Origin of the sequence: Cupriavidus sp. YAF13, from assembly GCF_052113425.1 — a bacterium.
GTDB lineage: Bacteria > Pseudomonadota > Gammaproteobacteria > Burkholderiales > Burkholderiaceae > Cupriavidus.
The window spans coordinates 52,305-70,561 of record NZ_JBFRDD010000046.1 but is presented as its reverse complement, the minus strand read 5'-3'; the positions used below and the strand labels follow the sequence as shown (position 1 = coordinate 70,561).

Here is an 18,257-nt window from a genome sequence, read left to right as displayed (position 1 = left end):
TTGCGCAAGACGTCGCGCGAGCGCAACCAAGCGTTGCGTGCGGCGGGCATCCCCCAATTCGGCTGCGCCAAATTCGTCGATCGCCCAGTCGTCGGAGTCGGAGGTGGAAGGCAATGGCGTACATCGCGGTGAATGACGGCAAGCAARTTAACACAGGTTTACAGCGGTTTACAACCGCTTTTCCACCTTCGCCCCCCAGATTTGTGGGTAATCCTGAGCACTTGTGCGAGAGGGGCCGGGGGAGAGGGCCGGGCGCTCGCTGAATCGCGCTGCGCTCATAGGCCCGGGCCGGGCTTTACGCTGCCATCACCTCGCCATACCGCTGCACATGGAAATCGCTGTCGCCCAGCAACGGGTCGATCATGGTCAGCCGCTTGAAGTAATCCCCAACCTCCAGCTCATCCGTCATGCCCATGCCGCCGTGCAATTGCACGGCTTGCTGGCCGACGAGGCGGCCGGCCTTGGCGACCGTGACCTTGGCGGCGCTGAGCATGCGGCGGCGTTGGGCGGGATCGGTTTCGTCCAGTGCCTGGGCTGCCACGTAGGCCATCGACAACGCGAGTTCCTTTTGTACGAGCATGTCGGCCATGCGGTGCTGCAGCGCCTGGAACACGGCTAGCGGCTTGCCGAACTGCTGCCGCGTGCGCAGGTATTCGGCGGTGATCTCGATCAGCTTTTCCATGGCACCGGCGGCTTCGGCGCATAGCGCGGCAATGCCGTGGTCGATGCCGTGGAGCAGGGCGGGCAGGCCGTCGGCCGCGTCGCCGATCATGGCGCCGGCGTCCACGGCGACGTTTTGCAGGGCGAGGTCGGCGGCGCGCAGGCCGTCCATGGTGGGATAGCCGCGCACGGTGAGCCCGGCGGCGTTGCCGGGTACCAGGAACAGGGCAAGCTCATTGCTGCCGCAGATGCGCGCGGTGAGCAGGAAGGCGTCAGCGGCTTCGCCGTGCCAGGCCAGGCTCTTGCTGCCGTTAAGGACGTAGCCGTCGCCCTTGCGCTCGGCGCTGGCGCGCGCGGCCTCGGGGCGGTAGCGGGTGGTGGGTTCCAGGTACGCGAGGCTGACCACGCGTTCGCCGGCGGCGATGGCGGGCAGCCACTCGTTTTTCTGGGCGGCGCTGCCATAGGCGGTGAGCACGGCGGCGGCCATCACCGCGGTGGGCGTGACCGGTTCCAGCACCAGGCCACGGCCCAGTTCGCGCTGCACCACCAGCTGGCTGGCGGCGCTTTCGCCGAAGCCGCCGTATTCGCCGGGCACGGTCAGGCCGAGCACGCCCATTTCGGCTAGCTGTGCCCAGGTGGCGCGGTTGAAGCTGCCGCCGCCGCGGGCGCTCTTGCGGCGTTTATCGAAGGTGTATTCGGTATCGATGAAGCGGCGCAGGCTGTCCGCCAGCATCTGCTGTTCTTCGCTGTAGTTGAAGTCCATGACTGTGCTTGTTCCGTCTGTGCTCTCAGAAACCGAGGATCATCTTGGAGATGATGTTCTTCTGTACTTCGGTAGTGCCGCCGTAGATCGATGTCTTGCGCATGTCGAAATACGTGGACGCGGCGGGCGCGGCCCAGGCCGGGGCGTGCAGCGGTGCGTCGGCGGGCGGCGCTTCGCCGGCTTCGAGCCAGCGCGGCGAGTAGGGCCAGGCATTGGGGCCGGCCACTTCCATCTGCAGCATGGCGAGATCCTGCTGGATCTCGGAGCCACGGATCTTGACGATGGAGGCTTCCGGGCCGGGGCCGCGGCCGGCGTCTTGCGTGGCTACGCGCAGCAGCAGCATTTCCAGCGCCATGATGTCCATCTCGATGCGCGCGATCTTGTCGCGCATGCGCACGTCGTCGACCAGCGGGCGGCCGGCGCCGTCGGTGGCTTGCGCGGCGTAGTGCTTGAGCTGGCGCAGCTCGCGGTTGCAGTGGCCGATGCCGGCAATGCCGGTGCGCTCGTGGCCGAGCAGGTACTTGGCATAGGTCCAGCCGCGGTTTTCTTCACCCAGCAGGTTGCCCGCCGGCACTTCCACATCTTCGAACCACACCTCGTTGACGTCGTGGCCGCCGTCCAGCGTGACGATCGGGCGCACGGTCACGCCCGGCGTCTTCATGTCGATCAGCAGCATCGAGATGCCTTCCTGCGGCTTGGACTCGCTGTCGGTGCGCACCAGGCAGAAGATCCAGTCGGCGAAGTGCGCCATCGTCGTCCAGGTCTTCTGGCCGTTGACGATATAGCGGTCGCCCTGGCGCACGGCGCGCGTCTTGAGCGAGGCCAGGTCGGAGCCGGAGCCGGGTTCGGAGTAGCCCTGGCACCAGAAATCCTCCACCGTGGGGATGCGCGGCAGGAAGCGCTCCTTGTGTTCCTGGCTGGCGTACTTCATCAGCACCGGGCCGATCATGGTCAGGCCGAAGGGCAGCAGGCGCGGCGCGCCCGCACGGAATGCCTCGATCTCGAAGATCAGGCGCTGCAGCGCGTTCCAGCCGGTGCCGCCCCATTCCCTGGGCCAGGTCGGCGCGCCCCAGCCCCGCGCGTGCAGGATACGGTGCCAGCGCACATAGTCATCCTTCTCCACGCGCTGGTGAGCCAGCACCTTGTCGCGGATATCCGCGGGCAGGCTGGCCTGCACGAAACTCCGAACTTCTTCGCGGAACGCTTGTTCCGCCGCGCTGAAACGCAGGTCCATCTGTTTGTCCCCTCGGTTGGGAAGGCGGGCCGCCACCGGCCGCCGTTTTGAGTCGTTGCCGGGATTTTATGGGTGGCAGGGCATTCGGTTCTTCCGCAATGGCAAAGCCGTCCTTCCGCGCTTGCGAACCGATGGCCGCGGCCAGCCAACCGCCTGCCAGTGCACATGCCAGGCAGAACACGGCCTTAGCCAAATCCAAATGGCACGCGGCTGGCGCCTGCCGCACACTGGCGCAGTGCCGTCGCAGCACAAGAACCATTCACGCCGAGGAGACAGGCGATGCCCCGCTGGACCAAACGTTGCACCCGATGGCTCGCCCTATGTGGCTGGCTGGCGGCCACGGCGAGCGCATTCGCCGCTTATCCGGACAAGCCCGTCCGGCTGGTGGTGCCCTTCCCGCCGGGCGGCGCCACCGACCTGCTCGCGCGTGAAGTCAGCCATGCACTTTCCGTGCGGCTCGGCCAGTCGGTCGTGATCGAGAACCGGCCCGGCGCGGGCGGCAACATCGCCGCCGTAGCTGTGGCGCGCGCGCCGGCCGATGGCTATACCTTGCTGTTCGGCACCTTCGGCTCGCTGGCCGTCAACAAGAGCCTGTACGACAAGCCGGGCTACGATCCGCTCAAGGATTTCGCGCCGGTGGCCTCCGTGGCCTACCTGCCCAACGTGCTGGTGGTCCATCCCTCCGTCCCGGCCCGTAACGTGGCCGAGCTGCTGGCGCTCGCCCGGCGCGAGCCCGGCAAGCTGACCTACGGCTCTTTTGGCAACGGCTCGTCGTCGCACCTGGCCGGCGAGCTCTTCACCCATATGGCGGGCGTGCGCATCGACCACGTGCCATACAAGGGCAGCGCCCCGGCCATGACGGACCTGATCGGCGGGCGCCTGACCATGATGTTCGACAGCATCTCCACCGCCTTGCCGTACGTGCGTGACGGCCGCGTGCGCGCGCTGGCGGTCACCACCGCCAAGCCATCCGAACAGTTGCCTGGCGTGCCGACGCTGGCCGCTGCCGGTGTGCCCGGCTACGAGCTGACGGCCTGGTTCGGCGTGGTGGCGCCGGCCAATACCCCGGCCGCCATTGTCGATCGCCTCAATGCCGAGATCGTGGCGTCGCTCGCGCAGCCCGAGCTGGCGGCACGGCTGGCAAGCCAGGGCACGGTGCCCTTTCCTTCGACGCCGGCGCAGTTCGGCACCTATATGCGCACCCAGTACCAGAAGTGGGACGGCCTGATCAAGTCAGCAAACATCCATCTGGATCAGTGAGTTCGCCATTCCTTGCCATTCTCAGCCGTTGCAACAGCCAGTCCGGTTCCAACCTAATCATCGCTTGCATCATGTCCTCTTTCCGCCCCGAGTTCATTCACGACATCCCCCGGCACTGGGCCGAGCAATCGCCCCAGGCGCCTTGCCTGCATGAGGCCAGCGGCGTGCTTAGCTACGGCACGCTATGGCAGCGCATCACCGCCACGCGCGACTGGCTTGCCGCTCAGGGCGTGGGGCAGGGCGACCGCGTGATGGTGGTGGGCGAGAACTGTGCCGAGATGGTGGTGATGCTGTTTGCCTGCAGCGCGCTGCACGCGTGGCCGATCCAGGTCAACGCACGGCTCTCGCCGCGGGAGATCGATGGCATCCGCGCGCATGCGGAGCCGTTGTTGACCTTCTTTACCAACCATGTCTCCGACGTAGCCGCGGCGCATGCCAGGCGGCTCGGCGCACAGCCCACCGATTGCGTGGCGCTCGATCCTGGCCTCGCCAGGCTGCGCGCCTCGGAGGTGCCGCCGCGCGTGAGCGCCACCCAGGCGCGGGACGTGGCCACGCTGATCTATACCTCCGGCACCACCGGCGCGCCCAAGGGCGTGATGGTGCCGCACGCCGGCCTGACCATTTTCGCGCGGATCTCGGCCGCCTCGCGCCATCTCGGTCCCGACGACATCGCCTACGGCGCGCTGCCGCTGTCGCATATCTTCGGCATCGCCACCGTGCTGATGGCCACGCTGTACGCGGGCGCCAGCCTGGTGATGCGGCCACGCTTCGATGCGGCGGACGTGTTCGCCGCGCTGGAGTCCCCCGGCGTCACCATGCTGCAAGGCGTGCCCACCATGTTCACGCGCATCATGGCGGTGGCGCGGGAGTCGTCGCTGGACAGCGGCGCTGCTGCGTTTCCCCGCCTGCGCTATCTCTATACCGGCGGCGCGCCGCTGGACCCGACTCTCAAGCGCGACACCGAGGCATGGTTCGGCCAGCCGCTGCATCACGGCTACGGCATCACCGAATACGCCGGTTCGCTGTTCATCACCCGCATGGATGCGCCGCGTGCCGATTGCTCCGCCGGCTACATCGTCGAAGGCGTGGAGATCAACATCACCAGCGAACAGGGCGAGCCGATGCCCGCCGGCGAACGCGGCCAGATCCGCGTGCGCGGCCCGGGCGTCATGCGCGGTTACTTCCGCAACGCGGAGCAGACGGCCGAGGCGCTGTTACCGGGCGGCTGGCTCAATACCGGGGATCTGGGCTTCCTGGGTGAAGACGGCGCACTGTTTATCGTGGGCCGCTCCAAGGACCTGATCATCCGCTCGGGCTTCAACGTCTACCCGATCGAGGTGGAATCCGTCATCAACGCCTTCCCCGGCGTGCGCCAGTCCGCCGTGGTCGGGCGCGCTGCCGCCGATGGCAACGAAGAAGTCGTGGCTTTTATCGAAACGCAGCCGGGCGCGAAGCTGGACACCGCCGCTCTGGAGGCCTACCTGCGGGACAGCCTGGCGCCGTACAAGCGGCCCGCGCAGATCCGCGTGATCGAGACCATTCCCACCACCGCCAGCGGCAAGCTCTTGAAGCAGCCGCTGCGCGCCATGCTGGACGGCACTGCCGTAGCGGCATGACCCCCGGCGGCGGCCGATTCGATGAACGCGCTGCCGCCAGCGCTTCGCCGCGGGCCGAAGCACTCTCGCAGCCAGCGCCTCCGCACGTCCGGGCACTGGCAAGACGCACAATAAGGAGGAGACAGATGAAACGATGGATGATGGCCGGCATGCTGCTGGCCTTGGTGCAAGGCACCGCAATGGCGGACAACTATCCGGCGCGCCCGGTGAAGCTGATTGTGGGCTACGCCCCGGGCGGCCCGGTCGATACCGCCGCGCGCATCTACGCCGACTACCTGGGCCGCACGCTCAAGCAGCCGGTGGTGGTGGACAACCGCGCCGGCGCCAGCGGCGCCATTGCCGCGGACCTGACGGCAAAGGCAACGCCGGACGGCTATACGCTGTACTTCGTGGCCAGCCCCACCATGACCATGACGCCGCTGATCCAGAAGTCGGTGAATTTCAATCCCACCAAGGATTTCACCTATGTCGGCCTGATCACCGACTACACCAACGTGCTGCTGATCAACAAGGATTTCCCCGCCAAGAACGTTACCGAGCTGGTCGAGTACGCGCGCAAGCATCCGGAAGGCGTCAGCTTCGGCTCGGCCGGCGTGGGCGCGTCCAACCATCTGTCCGCAGAGCTGCTCGCGCAGATGGGCGGGGTGAAGATGCTGCACGTGCCGTACAAGGGCAACTCGCCGGCGATGGCCGATGTGATCGGCGGCAAGGTGACTTTCATGTTCGACATCACCGGCACCGCCATCGGCCATATCCAGGGGGGCAAGGTGCGCGCGCTGGCCGTGACGTCGAAGACGCGCAACGCGGCGCTGCCGACCGTGCCGACCATGATCGAGTCTGGCATGAAGAACTATGACCTGACCGGCTGGTACGCGTTGATCGGCCCGCAGAAATTGCCCGCCGATGTGGTGGACAAGCTGGTCAAGGCGCAGAAATCGATCGGCGACGATCCAGCCTTCCAGCAGCGCATGACGCAGGGCGGCTATGACCTTGATATCACCGGGCCCAAGCCGCTGGCCGACCGCATCCAGCGCGAACTGAAGCTGTGGGGCGGGGTGGTGAAGACGGCGAATATCCAGGTGGATTGAGGCCGGATGGCTCCCCTCGCCAACTTGTGGCAGAGGGAGCGCGGCTTACGCGTTTGCGCGCAGCGCCGTTCAGGCGTCCGGTGCGCGCTTGCGCAGCAGGTAACGCTGCAAGCCGTCGAGCACCAGCACGCCGTGCTGGTTATGCACCGTCGAGCGCAAGCTCAGCACGCCGGTGGTACGGTTCGGCGCGAGCCCGCTGACTTCCAGCGCGCTGTACAGCGTATCGCCCACATAGACCGGATGCAGGAAACGGCTGCTCTGGTCGAGAAACCCCTTCAGCGATTCCTCCACCATATGCGGGAACAGGCCGGCGCCCGCCGCCGTCTGGATCAGCACCTGGTAGCCGTGCGCCAGCATGTGCGGCATGCCGTGGGCGCGGCAGTACTCTGCGTCGTAATGCACCGGGTGGTTGTCGCCGCTCGCCAGCTGGAAGGCGGCGAACAGCGCCTCGGTCATGGTGCGCGAGGGAAGCACAAAGCGTTCACCGGGCACAAAATCTTCGAAGTAACGCTGTTCGCACATGCGGTGGCCGCGCGGGTCGAAGCCAGTCGCTTCGGGGTTTGCTGTGGATGGCTTGATGGTCATCGGTCGGTGTCGGGGTTGGTGGCGCGAAGCAGCACGCCAGCAGAAAAAGCCGCGCCATGGCCTGGCGCAGCGCGGGTGCAGGTGCAGGTGCAGGTCAATCCGCCTTGATGCCCAGCCGCTCCACCAGCGCCTTTTCCTGCGCGATCTGCTGCAGGGCAAAGCGGGTGTAGCCTGCGCTGTCCAGGTACATCAGGTCCTGGTCCTGTTGCTTGAGCGCGGCCAGATGCTGAGGATCTTCCGCGGCGCGCCGCAGCGCGGCCTGCAGGATGTTGACCACCTTGGGGTCCATGCCCTTTGGCCCGGCCACGCCATAGGGCGAGTTCGAGACGATGTTGTAGCCGAGCTCGCGCAGCGTGGGCGCGTCGGGCCAGCGCGGGGAGCGCTGCGCCGTCCATAGATTCAGCCAGCGCAACTTGCCCGCATCGACCAGCGTGCCGGCGGCGCTGCCGGCGGCGCAGAGCTGCACATGGTTGCCCATCAGCGAGTTCAGGCAGTCGGCATCGCCCTTGAAGGGCACGTGGTTGACGGTGAGGTTCTCCTTGGTCACCAGCTCGATCATGGTGATGTGCGGCGAGCTGTACTGGCCCGGCGAGCCGTAGCTCACGGTGCCCGGCCTGGCGCGCGCATCGCGCAGGAAATCGCTCCAGTTCTTCCACGGGGAATTGGCCGGCACCACGACGCCGAAGGTGTAGCCGGTGATGCGCGACAGGTAGGTGAAATCCCGCGCCGGGTCAAAGGCGGTCTTCTGGATGAAAGGCTGACGGAACACGGTGACCGGCATCATCGACAGCGTGTAGCCGTCGGGTTTCGCTTGCCGCAGGGCAAGCGCGCCCATGGTGCCGGCCACGCCAGGCTTGTTGTCCACCACCACGGTCTGGCCGAGAGCCTTCTGCAAGGCCGCGGCAAACTGACGGACGACCACGTCGGTGGTGCCGCCCGGCGCATAGGGCACGATCAGCGTCACCGGGCGGGTGGGATAGGTGGGAGCAGGCTGCGCCTGGGTCAGCGTGGCGCAGCCTAGAACGATCGCGGCGCCAGCTATGCGCCATGGATTGCGGACTGCATGCATCGGAAGTCTCCTCTTGTTGTTGTTCCCTTCGATCCCGATGTTGTCGTTGTCGTTGTTGCTGTCCTTGCGGGGGTCAGTGCTCCACCACGGCCCATGCGTCCATCGCCTGGCCGCCGGCATCGTCGCCGGTCCACAAGGTGACCTTGCCTGGCGTGCTGGCATCGGCTGCGCCACCCACCGCCAGCGTGTCGTGATCGAACATCGGTGCCAGCCCGCGGAACCCGAAACGGCGCACCGTGGCGCCGGGCATCTCGCGCGCCAGCAGGTCCAGCGTGAGCATCGCCTGCAGCGGGCCGTGCACGACCAGGCCGGGGTAGCCTTCCACGTCGCGCACGTAGTCGTGGTCGTAGTGGATGCGGTGGCCATTGAAGGTGAGCGCGGAGAAGCGGAACAGCATCACCGGGTCGGCGCGCAGCTGGCGCTGCCATTGCGCCTGGTGCGCCAGGCGCGGGCGCGCGGGCAGTGGCTGCCCCGGCTCCGGCATGGCGCGATAGACCAGGTCATGGCGCTCGGTCAGCGCGACCTCGCCCTTGACGGTGAGCACATGCTCCACAGTGACAAACCATAGCTCTCCGCTGCGCCCGCTCTTGTGCTCGACATTGCGGATGGTGGAGGTGCGCGTCACCGTATCGCCCACGCGTAGCGGCTTGCGGAAATCCAGCTCGCCGCCGGCCCACATGCGGCGCGGCAGCGGCACCGGCGGCATGAAGCCGCCCAGCGCCGGGTGGCCGTCCTGGCCAAGCTCGCGCTGCGGGGCGCGCGGCAGGAAGTAGAGCCAGTGCCACAGCGGCGGCAGCGGGCCGCGCACCAGCGCGTCGCCGTCAAGGTCGAGCGTGGCCGCGAGGCCGATCACGGGTTCCGGGGAGAGGATCTCGGTGCGGCTTTCACTGCGGCCGATCCAGGTGCGCAGGGTTTCGAGTTGGGTCATGGCGGGGGATTGCGGATTCGGTGCCGGTTAGCCTGCCAGCGCGAGCATGCGCCGGGCCTGTTCGATGACGGGGCGGTCGACCATCTTGCCGTCGACCTGCACGGCGTGGCTGCCGCTGGCGGTGGCGTCCAGCACGCGCTGCGCCCAGTCCAGTTGCTCCGCCGTGGGCAGGAAGCCCGCGCGCACCGCGGCAAGCTGGGCCGGATGAATGCACAGCTTGGCGGCAAAGCCGAGGGCGCGCGCGTGCGCCACATCATCGGCCAGCACGGCCTCGTCCTTGAGTGCGGTGGTGACGCCATCCACGGGCGGCGGCAGGCCGGCCACGCGGGAAGCCAGCACAATGCGCGAGCGCGCCATCAGCAACGCCTCGCGGGTATGGGCGCAACCCAGGTCCACGGCGAAGTCCAGCGAGCCAAAGGCCAGCCGCGACACGCCTTGCGCGGTGGCGACCGCATCGATGCCGTGCAGGCCGCATGCGCTCTCGATGATCGCCACCAGGCGGCCCTGCGGGTTGACCTGCGCCAGCGCCTGGGCGATCTCGCCAAGCGCGGCCGGGTCTTCTGCCTTGGGCACCAGCAAGCCGGCCAGCGGTGCGCCGGACGGCAGGGCGCGCAGCCATGCCATATCGGCGGCAAAGGCGGGCGAGCTGGCGTCGTTGATGCGCACATAGGCCTGCGTCTGCGCACCGCGCCCCAGCAGCCACGCGGCAATGGCCGTGCGCGCGGCCGGCTTGGCGTCCGGATGCACGGCGTCCTCGAGATCGAGGATCAGCGCATCGGGCGCGGCGGCAGCGGCTTTGTCGAAGCGTTCGTGCCGGTCGCCCGGCACGAACAGATAGGTCATGGCGGTGGTGACGGCGGACATGAAGCGAGTCTCGGTAGGATTGGCCATGTGATCAGGCGGTGGGCAGCCAGTCGATGACGCTCGCCTGCTTCTCCAGCGCCCACACGCGGGCAATGATGGTGCGCATCTCGGTCTCGCTTGCGCCGTGGCGGAACGCGCCCAGTTGCAGCGCCTTGGCCTCCAGCTCCGGGCGCGACAAGGTATTACCCGGATCGCCCTTGGGCACGTCCACGCGGCCCGCCAGCGTGCGGCCGTCGGTGGTCTTGACCGTGACGCGGCCGATCCACTGGCGCGGATACGCGGCATTGATCTCGTCGTCCAGTTCCATCTCCACCTTGTCGCGGAAGGCGGCCACCTTCGCGTCTTGCAGCGCATGGTCCTCGAACTCGCCCAGGCCGGCGTGCGCATGCACGGCGACCAGGCCCAGCACGGTGCCCATGGAGAACTTGGCCTGGTGGATGGTCTTGGGATCGGTCACGGGGCCGAGCACGTCGATGGCGCCCTGGTGCACGTGCGCGGTCACGCTGGCGATCTGGTCCGCGCTGATCTTCTCGCGCAGCATCAGGTCCTTGAGCGCATCGGCCGCCGGGTGCGTGTGGCGGCACGAGGCGAAGAACTTGAACGAAGTCTCGGCGGTGGCCCAGCGCTCGCCCAGGCCGTCGGTCAGGGCGGCGGGATTGGCGTCGCTGGACATGCCGGCGGCCATGCCCTGCGGGCCTTCCAGGATGCGCTTCGCACCGGTAAAGCCAGCGCGCGCGATCCAGGCGGACATCAGGCCGTCGGCAGCTGCCTTGGCGGTGTGCAGTTGCTTGGAGTCCGCGGCGTCGCGCAGGAATTCCCACAGGCCGGCGGCCTGCGTGCCGGCCGAGCCGAGCGCCTGGTTGATGCCTTCTGCGTCCATGCCATACAGCTTGGCGACAGCGGCGGCTGCCGCCAGCGTGCCGACGGTGCCTGTGGTGTGGAACACGCGATAGTGCGAGCGGCCCATGAATTCGCCGATACGGATGCCTGCCTCGTAGCCGGCGATGGATGCCAGCAGCACCTCGGCACCGCTCTTGCCTTCGGCCTGCGCGGCAGCGATCACGGCGGGGAACACCACGGCGGCCGGGTGCAGCACCGAGCCGTTATGCACGTCGTCCTGCTCCACCACGTGGGAGGAGGCGCCATTGATCAGGGCGGCAAAGTATGGCGAAGTGCGGCGGCGATCCACCAGCACCTCGGCCGGGCCCTGCTGCGGGCCCATCGCGGCGACGAACTCCTGCAGCTTGCGCACCGCCGGTGCATCCTTGCCGGCGATGGCGGAGGCAATCCAGTCGAGGAACAGGTCCTTGGTGCGTTCCACCACGTCGGCGGGCACGTCGGCCAGCGTGAAGCGGGCCAGGAAATCGCACAACTGGCGGGTAGGGTAGGTGTGGTCAGTGGCTTGGCTCATGCCGGCTCCGGGCGGGGTTCTGGGGTGGTGGTTTGTCTTTCTGTTCCTCCCCTCTCCCGCAAGCGGGAGAGGGGAGCCACGTCTGCGCGAAATAGTGCGCAGGCGCTACGCCTGCGCGTTGGCGTCACGGCTTCGTGCTGTTGTTCAAATCGTCTTGCTGTCCGTCATCCTGGCAATCTCATGCGCGCCGTAACCCAGCTCCGCCAGGATGGCCGCGCTATGCGCGCCCAGCGCCGGGACGTCGCCCATCACCGGCTCCACGCCCGACAGGTTGGCCGGCGGCAGCAACGCCCCGATGGGGCCGCCGGGGCTGGCCACTTCGCGCCAGCGTCCGCGTGCGGCCAGTTGCGGGTGGTTCCACACGGCCTCGATATCGTTCATGGGCGCGTTGGCGATCTGCGCGTCGTCCAGCAATGCTTCGACCTGCGTCACCGTCATCGGCGCGAAACGCGCTTCGATCAACGCGGTCAGCTCGGTGCGGTTCTTGACGCGCCCCGAGTTGGAGGCGAAGCGCTCGTCCTTGAGCAGCGCCGGCTGCGCCAGCACCTTGTTGCAGAAGGCCTGCCATTCACGCTCGTTCTGCAGGCCGAAGATCACGCTGCCGCCGTCGCCGGTACGGTGCACGCCATACGGCGCGATGGCCGGGTGCGATGCGCCAAATCGTGCCGGCGCCTTGCCGCCGTAGTGGCCGAAGTACAGCGCGTAGTTCATCCACTCGGTCAGTGCCTCCAGCATGGTCACCTCCACGCGCAGGCCCTGGCCGGTGCGCCCGCGCTGCAGCAGCGCGGAGAGGATGCCGCTATAGGCGTACATGCCGGCCGCGATGTCGGCGATGGAAATGCCCGCGCGCGATGGTTCGTCCGCGCTGCCGGTGATGCCGATCAGGCCGGCGGCCGCCTGGATCAGCAGGTCGTACGCTTTCTTGTCGCGATAGGGGCCGGCGTCTCCGTAGCCCGAAATATCGCAGACGATCAGCTTGCCGTAGCGCGGGTGCAGCGTGTCGAAATCCAGCCCCATGCGCGCAGCCGCGCCGGGTGCCAGGTTCTGCACCAGCACGTCCGCATCGGCCAGCAGGCGGTGCAGCACGGCTTGCGCCTCGTCTTGCTTGAGGTCGAGCGTCAGGCTCTCCTTGCCGCGGTTGAGCCAGACGAAGTGCGAGGCCTGGCCATGGACGGTCTCATCGTAGCCACGCGCGAAATCGCCCACGCCGGGGCGCTCCACCTTGACCACGCGGGCGCCCAGGTCGGCCAGCTGGCGGGTGGCGAACGGCGCGGCCACGGCGTGTTCGAGGGAGACGACGCGGATGCCATCGAGCGGGCGGATGCCCTGATGCGTAGCAAGCATTGGGGGCGGCCCTCAGAACGAGCGCGGCAGCTCGAGCACGTGCTCGGCCACATACGACAGGATCAGGTTGGTGGAGATCGGCGCGACCTGGTACAGGCGCGTCTCGCGGAACTTGCGCTCGATGTCGTATTCGGCGGCAAAGCCGAAGCCGCCGTGGGTCTGCAGGCAGACGTTGGCCGCTTCCCACGACGCATCGGCGGCGAGCAGCTTGGAGATGTTGGCTTCCTTGCCGCAGGGCTTGCCGGCGTCGAACAGCGCGGCGGCCTTGTAGCGCATCAGGCTGGCCGCTTCCACGTTCACATAGGCACGCGCGATGGGGAACTGGATGCCCTGGTTCTGGCCGATCGGACGGTCGAACACGATGCGCTCGCGCGCATAGCTGCTGGCGCGCTCGATAAACCAGTAGCCGTCGCCGACGCATTCGGAGGCGATCAGGATGCGCTCGGCGTTCAGGCCGTCCAGGATGTACTTGAGGCCCTTGCCTTCCTCGCCGATCAGGTTCTCGGCGGGGATCTCCAGGTTGTCGAAGAACAGTTCGTTGGTCTCGTGGTTGACCATATTGCGGATCGGCCGCACCGTCAGGCCCTTGCCGATGGCCTCGCGCAGATCCACCACGAACACCGACAGCCCCTCCGACTTGCGCTTGACCTGGTCCAGCGGCGTGGTGCGCGCCAGCAGCAGCATCAGGTCCGAGTGCTGCACACGCGAGATCCAGACCTTCTGGCCGTTGATGACGTAGCGGTCGCCCTTCTTCACGGCGGTGGTCTTGAGCTTGGTGGTATCGGTGCCGGTGGTGGGCTCGGTCACCGCCATCGACTGCATGCGCAGCTCGCCCGAGGCAATGCCCGGCAGCCAGCGCTGCTTTTGCTCGGCCGAGCCGTGGCGCAGCAGGCAGCCCATCACATACATCTGGCCGTGGCAGGCGCCGGAGTTGCCGCCGGTGCGGTTGATCTCCTCCATGATGACGGACGCGGCGGTCAGCGGCAGGCCCGAGCCGCCGTACTCCTCCGGGATCAGGGCGGACAGCCAGCCGGCCTTGGTCAGCGCCTGCACGAACTCTTCCGGGAAGGCGTTCTGCTCTTCCACGCGTTGCCAGTAGGCGGAATCGAAGCCGGTGCACAGGGCACGCACGGCTTCGCGGATGTCGGGATACGGCTGGTCGTGCGATTGTTCTGCGAACATGAAAAGGGGCCCCGGTATGGACTTATCTGGATGTTATGGAATCTAGCTTGCGGCCATTATTCCCGAGGGCCTGCCGTGCGGTAATTCGGATTTGCGAAAGAGCGGCTTAGCGCCCCCGGAAGCAGGCCGGGCGGGCACGGCACGGGTTTGGGCGGCGCCGCGCGCACTCGCCGGCGCCTGGCGGCTTCTGGCCTGCCTTGCCCACCCTTAGGGAAATCCGTATTGCATAGGCGTCGCTTTATCGCCACGCTTGCCGGAAACGATAACGCGGTAACGCGATAGCGCCGCACGCCCGCACGGGCCGACGCAGGCGAGCCCCGGCCGGCATAGCCCGGCCAATCCACCACGATGGAGACGAAAGACATGGCAGGCAGCAAACAGCAGCGGCACCGGCGGGTCGGCAGCGAACACGCAGCGCAGATGAACCGGGCCCAGGCACCATGGCGCTGGATGGCGCTCGCCGCGCTGGGCGTGGCGGCGGCACTCATCGCGCCTGCCCCGGCGCGGGCCGCCGATGCCTACCCCACCAAGCCGATCACCATGGTGGTCCCCTTTGCCGCGGGCGGCCCCACCGACGTGGTGGCGCGCACCATGGCCGCGGCCATGTCCAAGACCCTGGGCCAGAGCGTGGTGGTGGAAAACCGGCTCGGCGCCGGTGGCACCGTCTCCGCCGCCTACGTGGCCAAGGCCGCGCCGGACGGCTACACCATCCTGATCCACCACAACGGCATGGCCACCGCGCCGGCGCTGTACAGCAAGCTCCCCTACAAGCCGCTGACGGATTTCAGCTTTGTCGGCCAGGTAGCCGACGTGCCCATGACCCTGCTCGGCCGTCATGACCTGCCAGCCAGGACATTGCCTGAGCTGATTGCCTACATCCGCCAGAACCAGGGCAAGGTCAACCTGGCCAATGCCGGGCTGGGCGCGGTCTCGCAGCTGTGCGGCATGCTGTTCCAGAAAGCCATCGGCGTGGAGCTGACCGCCATTCCCTACCAAGGCACCGCGCCCGCGATGACCGCCCTGCTGGGCAGCCAGGTCGATATCCTGTGCGACCAGACCACCCAGACCCTGCCGCATATCAAGGCCGACAAGGTCAAGCTCTACGGCGTCACCACCACCACGCGCATCAAGGCCTTGCCTGACACCGCCACGCTAGCCGAGAGTGGGCTCAAGGGCTTCGAGGTCAAGGTCTGGCACGGCATCTATGCCCCGCATGGCACGCCGCCGGCGGTCATCGACCGGCTCAACGGCGCCTTGCGCACCGCGTTGAAGGATCCGGCGGTAGCGGCACGGCTGGCGGACCTGGGCGCCGAGATCGTGCCGCAGGACAAGCAGACGCCAGAAGGGCTGCGCACCTGGCTGAAGGCCGAGATCGAGAAATGGTCGCCGATCATCAAGGCAGCAGGGGTGAAGGCGGACTAATGGCGGGGGGCAGTCTGTCCCGAGAGAGAAGGCAGCGTGTGGCCCTTGCCCAATTGGGAATTTTTCAGCCCTCATATTCAGACACTACTCAATTCTGGCTGCCAATCCTGCCTGGCTCGATCGAACAACGTTGGCTCCGGGAGCGGTTGAGGACGAGCTGACCGGATCGAGTTCGCGGGAGCGGCCGACGGTGGACCCAATGAGCAGCAAATCCTACTGCATTTGTGCTGCCTCCGCGCTCCTATGCCTTCCCAGCAATGTTCCCCTTGCGCAGGACCAGTTCCTCTAGAGCGCCCGCTGAGTCTGCAACGCCACCGGGAGGGTGTGCGGATTGGGCTCGCCAAATGAACCTGATTTCAAGGGGGTTCCGTTAATAGGCTGAACTATAAGCAGTCTCCCCTTTAGAATCTCATCGTCCCGTGTTTGCCACATATTGAGGAATTGATCCCTGGATAGACGCCGATTTCCCCAAGATGGATCGCCGATCCAAACGTGGTCTCGAGATACACCCCGGATAACAGTGAAGTGATCCTCACTTTCAGGGCGCACATACGCCACTGCAGGAATCTCAAGCAACGTTAATTGTTCATACGACAATGCTATTCCTTGAGCCTTGAAGCCGAATTCTGGCAATACTTTAGCCATGTCGTCGAATGAGGCGACGTTATTGTTTTTTCCCATCGCATCCATAATTTGTTTTTCGGTGAAATTCGCCCCATAAAAACTCAAAATGGTGGCAAGAGAAGCGGCTCCGCAAGAGTAGTCGTATTTCTGCTTAACAACGCCATCGTCGCGCAGTGATTTCCAGCTTCTTGTGGGGGTATTTGATTTAAGTGTTGGTGTGGGAATAATCAAGTCCGCAATGGAATTAAGCGGAAGAAGAAGCGCTATCAAGGCAGTCAGCGATCTAATTTTAAATCCCTCGTAAAAAATAAATCAGGGCGATGTCAATGAAAATATACTCCAATTGTTGGTGGTAGGGTTAAATTTAACTGAAGAAATACTCTTTGATCAGAGAGAAGGAAATTAATATAATGAGTGGAATAATGACGGCCAAGTGCACAAGATTAAAAAGATAGGCGCCAGAGTTTACGTCGCAACCGCGCATGTCCTTAATGCTCCTGATGAAATCTTTTATTAAATTCAAGACTATCTCCAGTAACGATGGGAGGGTGGATCCTCCCATCGGCCTCTATGGACTATAACTCCTTTTTGGAAAAATCACCTCCTGATAAAATTACCAATACCTACGCCGGCGTGATATATCGGCATGTAAGCTGAAGTTTGATAGGCAACCCATAGGTGTCCCGCCACGGCTGGCGCGTAGTAGAGTGGCACCCAAATCCACGCGCCCTGCGTGTCTTGCATTTCCTGTTCAGTTAATCTAGCAACTTGCATCGGACGATCGACCTGCTTGAACGCGGAAACGAGATTTACTTCGATATTTTTTTGTGGAATATCGTAGCTGCCTGCGTTAGCCGTACTTGCAGCTCCTAGTGCCCCTGCCAATGCAAAAACCATAACTGTCTTCTTCAACATATCTACTCCTACCAATTAATTTGGGGTAGAGGATTGCGCCGATTTTACATGGCGCGCCGGAAACAAATCCCCCAATTTGATCTGTACCGACAAACCGATCTCCGTCCCACCCTTGCCTGAGACATCCGATCGACTTGTCAAGTTAAGGATGGTATTTTTGTTCCATAGATAGGCAAGGCCGAGATTGAGAGTTGAACTGGTATTTCTTTGGCCTTGGCGCATCCCATTTATTTTTTCTGCCGCCTGACTGCGCCAAGTCAACCCCGTACTGAGCGTGACCGCCTCGTTTACCGCAAACGAAACTTGAGGGTTGATGATGAATATGCTGCCTGGAATCGTCGAGTTTCCGCCGATGTCTCGCCTTCCCCGATGAAGAAATGCGGTGGTTAGCGAAAGAACCACGGGGTCTATGGCTCTATAGACTGTGGCCCCAACAGATAGTGATCTGCCGTAGATTGCACTATGATTATTCTTCTCCGCCAGTGCGAGCTCTGTGAAACCCAACAATGCGGGAAATTTTTCATCACGTAAAAATCGATAATTTAATCCGATCCATGCATCGTTAAAATTACTGTAGCTATTTGATGCTTCGCCACTTTCGCCCTGTGAACGAGAATATTCGGCTATCCAAGTGGCCTTTCCATACACTTCAGCATCCGCTGAAAGTCCGTAGCGCAATCCTATATTCGGAATTATAATGTCGCTATTAATCCGGCTTTCCCCAATGCTGGTCGGTAAACTAATGAACTGTGTCGGGCCAATCTGAATTGTTATCAACTCTCCAGCGGAGATTCCAGATCGGTTGTTATTTGCATAGGCCGTACCGAACTCAAGCTTAAATTCACCGCGATCTGTTAGTAAGCCCTCAATGTTCAGAGGCAGGTCTGCCTTTGTGGTGCCAGAATAAATTAACAAAAAAATGAAAATACCAATCCAACGCATGTCGCACCATGTTATTTTGTGATTGATTTATTACTGTGCCTCGCCAACAAGCGAAGCCAATCGAGGGAAAAGCTCCGCCAACACCTAATGGAATACGATAGGTGTTACTTTTAACTTGCAATAATTATTTTCCGACGAGTCTGAACTCTACCGGGAGTTCTAGTGCGAAGCTGAGCGGATCAATCCGTAAATCAGTCGCATATTTGATCGCTATTCGAGCTAAATCGCGAGTAACGGCGGTGAAACTCTATCACTCCTTGTCCATTAAAAGTTGCCGGAGCGGAAAAACCAGATATTTCTGAATGCGGTTGGGAATTTTCTGCATCGCGATCGGACATTGTCTGGCTCGG

At 64.4% G+C, this 18,257-nt stretch carries 17 protein-coding genes; 4 read left to right on the top strand and 13 right to left on the bottom strand.

The features are described from left to right. The 3 genes from AB4061_RS30175 to AB4061_RS30165 all read right to left on the bottom strand — a co-directional run. Window positions 1-114, bottom strand: a 114-nt coding sequence (locus tag AB4061_RS30175) for an IS4/Tn5 family transposase DNA-binding protein (RefSeq protein ID WP_441639887.1), incomplete at its 3' end; no start/stop codon positions are given. A 181-nt stretch (window positions 115-295) separates the two neighbouring features. Beyond that, the gene (locus AB4061_RS30170) at window positions 296-1,423 is read right to left on the bottom strand and encodes an acyl-CoA dehydrogenase family protein (protein WP_441639882.1); all 1,128 of its coding nucleotides are present in this window, start codon (window positions 1,421-1,423) and stop codon (window positions 296-298) included. Between the two features lie 25 nt (window positions 1,424-1,448). Further along, on the bottom strand, window positions 1,449-2,657 hold the full coding sequence (locus AB4061_RS30165) for an acyl-CoA dehydrogenase family protein (protein ID WP_441639881.1): 1,209 nt from the start codon (window positions 2,655-2,657) through the stop codon (window positions 1,449-1,451). A gap of 279 nt (window positions 2,658-2,936) precedes the next feature. On the opposite strand from AB4061_RS30165, the gene AB4061_RS30160 reads away from it, so the two are divergent. From AB4061_RS30160 to AB4061_RS30150, 3 genes are all read left to right on the top strand, one after another. Then, entirely contained in the window at window positions 2,937-3,917 is a 981-nt protein-coding gene (locus AB4061_RS30160; protein ID WP_441639880.1) for a tripartite tricarboxylate transporter substrate binding protein, read from the top strand. 71 nt (window positions 3,918-3,988) lie between these two features. Continuing rightward, on the top strand, window positions 3,989-5,533 hold the full coding sequence (locus AB4061_RS30155; RefSeq protein ID WP_441639879.1) for a class I adenylate-forming enzyme family protein: 1,545 nt from the start codon (window positions 3,989-3,991) through the stop codon (window positions 5,531-5,533). Between the two features lie 125 nt (window positions 5,534-5,658). Next, the gene (locus AB4061_RS30150) at window positions 5,659-6,621 is read left to right on the top strand and encodes a Bug family tripartite tricarboxylate transporter substrate binding protein (RefSeq protein ID WP_441639878.1); all 963 of its coding nucleotides are present in this window, start codon (window positions 5,659-5,661) and stop codon (window positions 6,619-6,621) included. Window positions 6,622-6,690: 69 nt separating this feature from the next. Here AB4061_RS30150 and AB4061_RS30145 read toward each other — a convergent pair whose 3' ends face one another. The 7 genes from AB4061_RS30145 to AB4061_RS30115 all read right to left on the bottom strand — a co-directional run bounded on the left by AB4061_RS30145 (window position 6,691) and on the right by AB4061_RS30115 (window position 14,004). Continuing rightward, window positions 6,691-7,206: a MaoC family dehydratase gene (locus AB4061_RS30145; protein WP_441639877.1), complete on the bottom strand. Its 516-nt coding sequence runs from the start codon at window positions 7,204-7,206 to the stop codon at window positions 6,691-6,693. Window positions 7,207-7,300: 94 nt separating this feature from the next. Next, on the bottom strand, window positions 7,301-8,275 hold the full coding sequence (locus AB4061_RS30140) for a tripartite tricarboxylate transporter substrate binding protein (RefSeq protein ID WP_441639876.1): 975 nt from the start codon (window positions 8,273-8,275) through the stop codon (window positions 7,301-7,303). Between the two features lie 73 nt (window positions 8,276-8,348). Beyond that, window positions 8,349-9,203, bottom strand: a complete 855-nt coding sequence (locus AB4061_RS30135) for an FAS1-like dehydratase domain-containing protein (RefSeq protein WP_441639875.1) — start codon at window positions 9,201-9,203, stop codon at window positions 8,349-8,351. 27 nt (window positions 9,204-9,230) lie between these two features. Further along, on the bottom strand, window positions 9,231-10,067 hold the full coding sequence (locus AB4061_RS30130; RefSeq protein ID WP_441639874.1) for an HpcH/HpaI aldolase/citrate lyase family protein: 837 nt from the start codon (window positions 10,065-10,067) through the stop codon (window positions 9,231-9,233). 31 nt (window positions 10,068-10,098) lie between these two features. Continuing rightward, complete coding sequence (locus AB4061_RS30125) at window positions 10,099-11,478, bottom strand: MmgE/PrpD family protein (protein ID WP_441639873.1); 1,380 nt, start codon at window positions 11,476-11,478, stop codon at window positions 10,099-10,101. Window positions 11,479-11,622: 144 nt separating this feature from the next. After that, a complete protein-coding gene (locus tag AB4061_RS30120; RefSeq protein ID WP_441639872.1) occupies window positions 11,623-12,822 on the bottom strand; it encodes a CaiB/BaiF CoA transferase family protein in 1,200 nt (399 codons plus the stop codon). A 12-nt stretch (window positions 12,823-12,834) separates the two neighbouring features. After that, a complete protein-coding gene (locus AB4061_RS30115) occupies window positions 12,835-14,004 on the bottom strand; it encodes an acyl-CoA dehydrogenase family protein (protein WP_318235482.1) in 1,170 nt (389 codons plus the stop codon). A 420-nt stretch (window positions 14,005-14,424) separates the two neighbouring features. On the opposite strand from AB4061_RS30115, the gene AB4061_RS30110 reads away from it, so the two are divergent. Further along, complete coding sequence (locus AB4061_RS30110; protein ID WP_441639886.1) at window positions 14,425-15,426, top strand: tripartite tricarboxylate transporter substrate-binding protein; 1,002 nt, start codon at window positions 14,425-14,427, stop codon at window positions 15,424-15,426. 285 nt (window positions 15,427-15,711) lie between these two features. Here AB4061_RS30110 and AB4061_RS30105 read toward each other — a convergent pair whose 3' ends face one another. The 3 genes from AB4061_RS30105 to AB4061_RS30095 all read right to left on the bottom strand — a co-directional run bounded on the left by AB4061_RS30105 (window position 15,712) and on the right by AB4061_RS30095 (window position 17,907). After that, window positions 15,712-16,320 carry a C39 family peptidase gene (locus AB4061_RS30105; RefSeq protein WP_441639871.1) on the bottom strand — a complete coding sequence of 203 codons (609 nt, stop codon included), beginning with the start codon at window positions 16,318-16,320 and terminating at the stop codon, window positions 15,712-15,714. A gap of 327 nt (window positions 16,321-16,647) precedes the next feature. Then, window positions 16,648-16,965 carry a hypothetical protein gene (locus AB4061_RS30100; RefSeq protein ID WP_441639870.1) on the bottom strand — a complete coding sequence of 106 codons (318 nt, stop codon included), beginning with the start codon at window positions 16,963-16,965 and terminating at the stop codon, window positions 16,648-16,650. 15 nt (window positions 16,966-16,980) lie between these two features. Further along, entirely contained in the window at window positions 16,981-17,907 is a 927-nt protein-coding gene (locus tag AB4061_RS30095; protein ID WP_441639869.1) for a hypothetical protein, read from the bottom strand. Window positions 17,908-18,257 lie beyond the last annotated feature (350 nt).

Coding starts and splice junctions, on each gene's coding strand:
- AB4061_RS30170 (WP_441639882.1), bottom strand. CDS start 1,423: ATGGACTTCAACTACAGCGAAGAACAGCAGATGCTGGCGGACAGCCTG.
- AB4061_RS30165 (WP_441639881.1), bottom strand. CDS start 2,657: ATGGACCTGCGTTTCAGCGCGGCGGAACAAGCGTTCCGCGAAGAAGTT.
- AB4061_RS30160 (WP_441639880.1), top strand. CDS start 2,937: ATGCCCCGCTGGACCAAACGTTGCACCCGATGGCTCGCCCTATGTGGC.
- AB4061_RS30155 (WP_441639879.1), top strand. CDS start 3,989: ATGTCCTCTTTCCGCCCCGAGTTCATTCACGACATCCCCCGGCACTGG.
- AB4061_RS30150 (WP_441639878.1), top strand. CDS start 5,659: ATGAAACGATGGATGATGGCCGGCATGCTGCTGGCCTTGGTGCAAGGC.
- AB4061_RS30145 (WP_441639877.1), bottom strand. CDS start 7,206: ATGACCATCAAGCCATCCACAGCAAACCCCGAAGCGACTGGCTTCGAC.
- AB4061_RS30140 (WP_441639876.1), bottom strand. CDS start 8,275: ATGCATGCAGTCCGCAATCCATGGCGCATAGCTGGCGCCGCGATCGTT.
- AB4061_RS30135 (WP_441639875.1), bottom strand. CDS start 9,203: ATGACCCAACTCGAAACCCTGCGCACCTGGATCGGCCGCAGTGAAAGC.
- AB4061_RS30130 (WP_441639874.1), bottom strand. CDS start 10,067: ATGTCCGCCGTCACCACCGCCATGACCTATCTGTTCGTGCCGGGCGAC.
- AB4061_RS30125 (WP_441639873.1), bottom strand. CDS start 11,478: ATGAGCCAAGCCACTGACCACACCTACCCTACCCGCCAGTTGTGCGAT.
- AB4061_RS30120 (WP_441639872.1), bottom strand. CDS start 12,822: ATGCTTGCTACGCATCAGGGCATCCGCCCGCTCGATGGCATCCGCGTC.
- AB4061_RS30115 (WP_318235482.1), bottom strand. CDS start 14,004: ATGTTCGCAGAACAATCGCACGACCAGCCGTATCCCGACATCCGCGAA.
- AB4061_RS30110 (WP_441639886.1), top strand. CDS start 14,425: ATGAACCGGGCCCAGGCACCATGGCGCTGGATGGCGCTCGCCGCGCTG.
- AB4061_RS30100 (WP_441639870.1), bottom strand. CDS start 16,965: ATGTTGAAGAAGACAGTTATGGTTTTTGCATTGGCAGGGGCACTAGGA.
- AB4061_RS30095 (WP_441639869.1), bottom strand. CDS start 17,907: ATGCGTTGGATTGGTATTTTCATTTTTTTGTTAATTTATTCTGGCACC.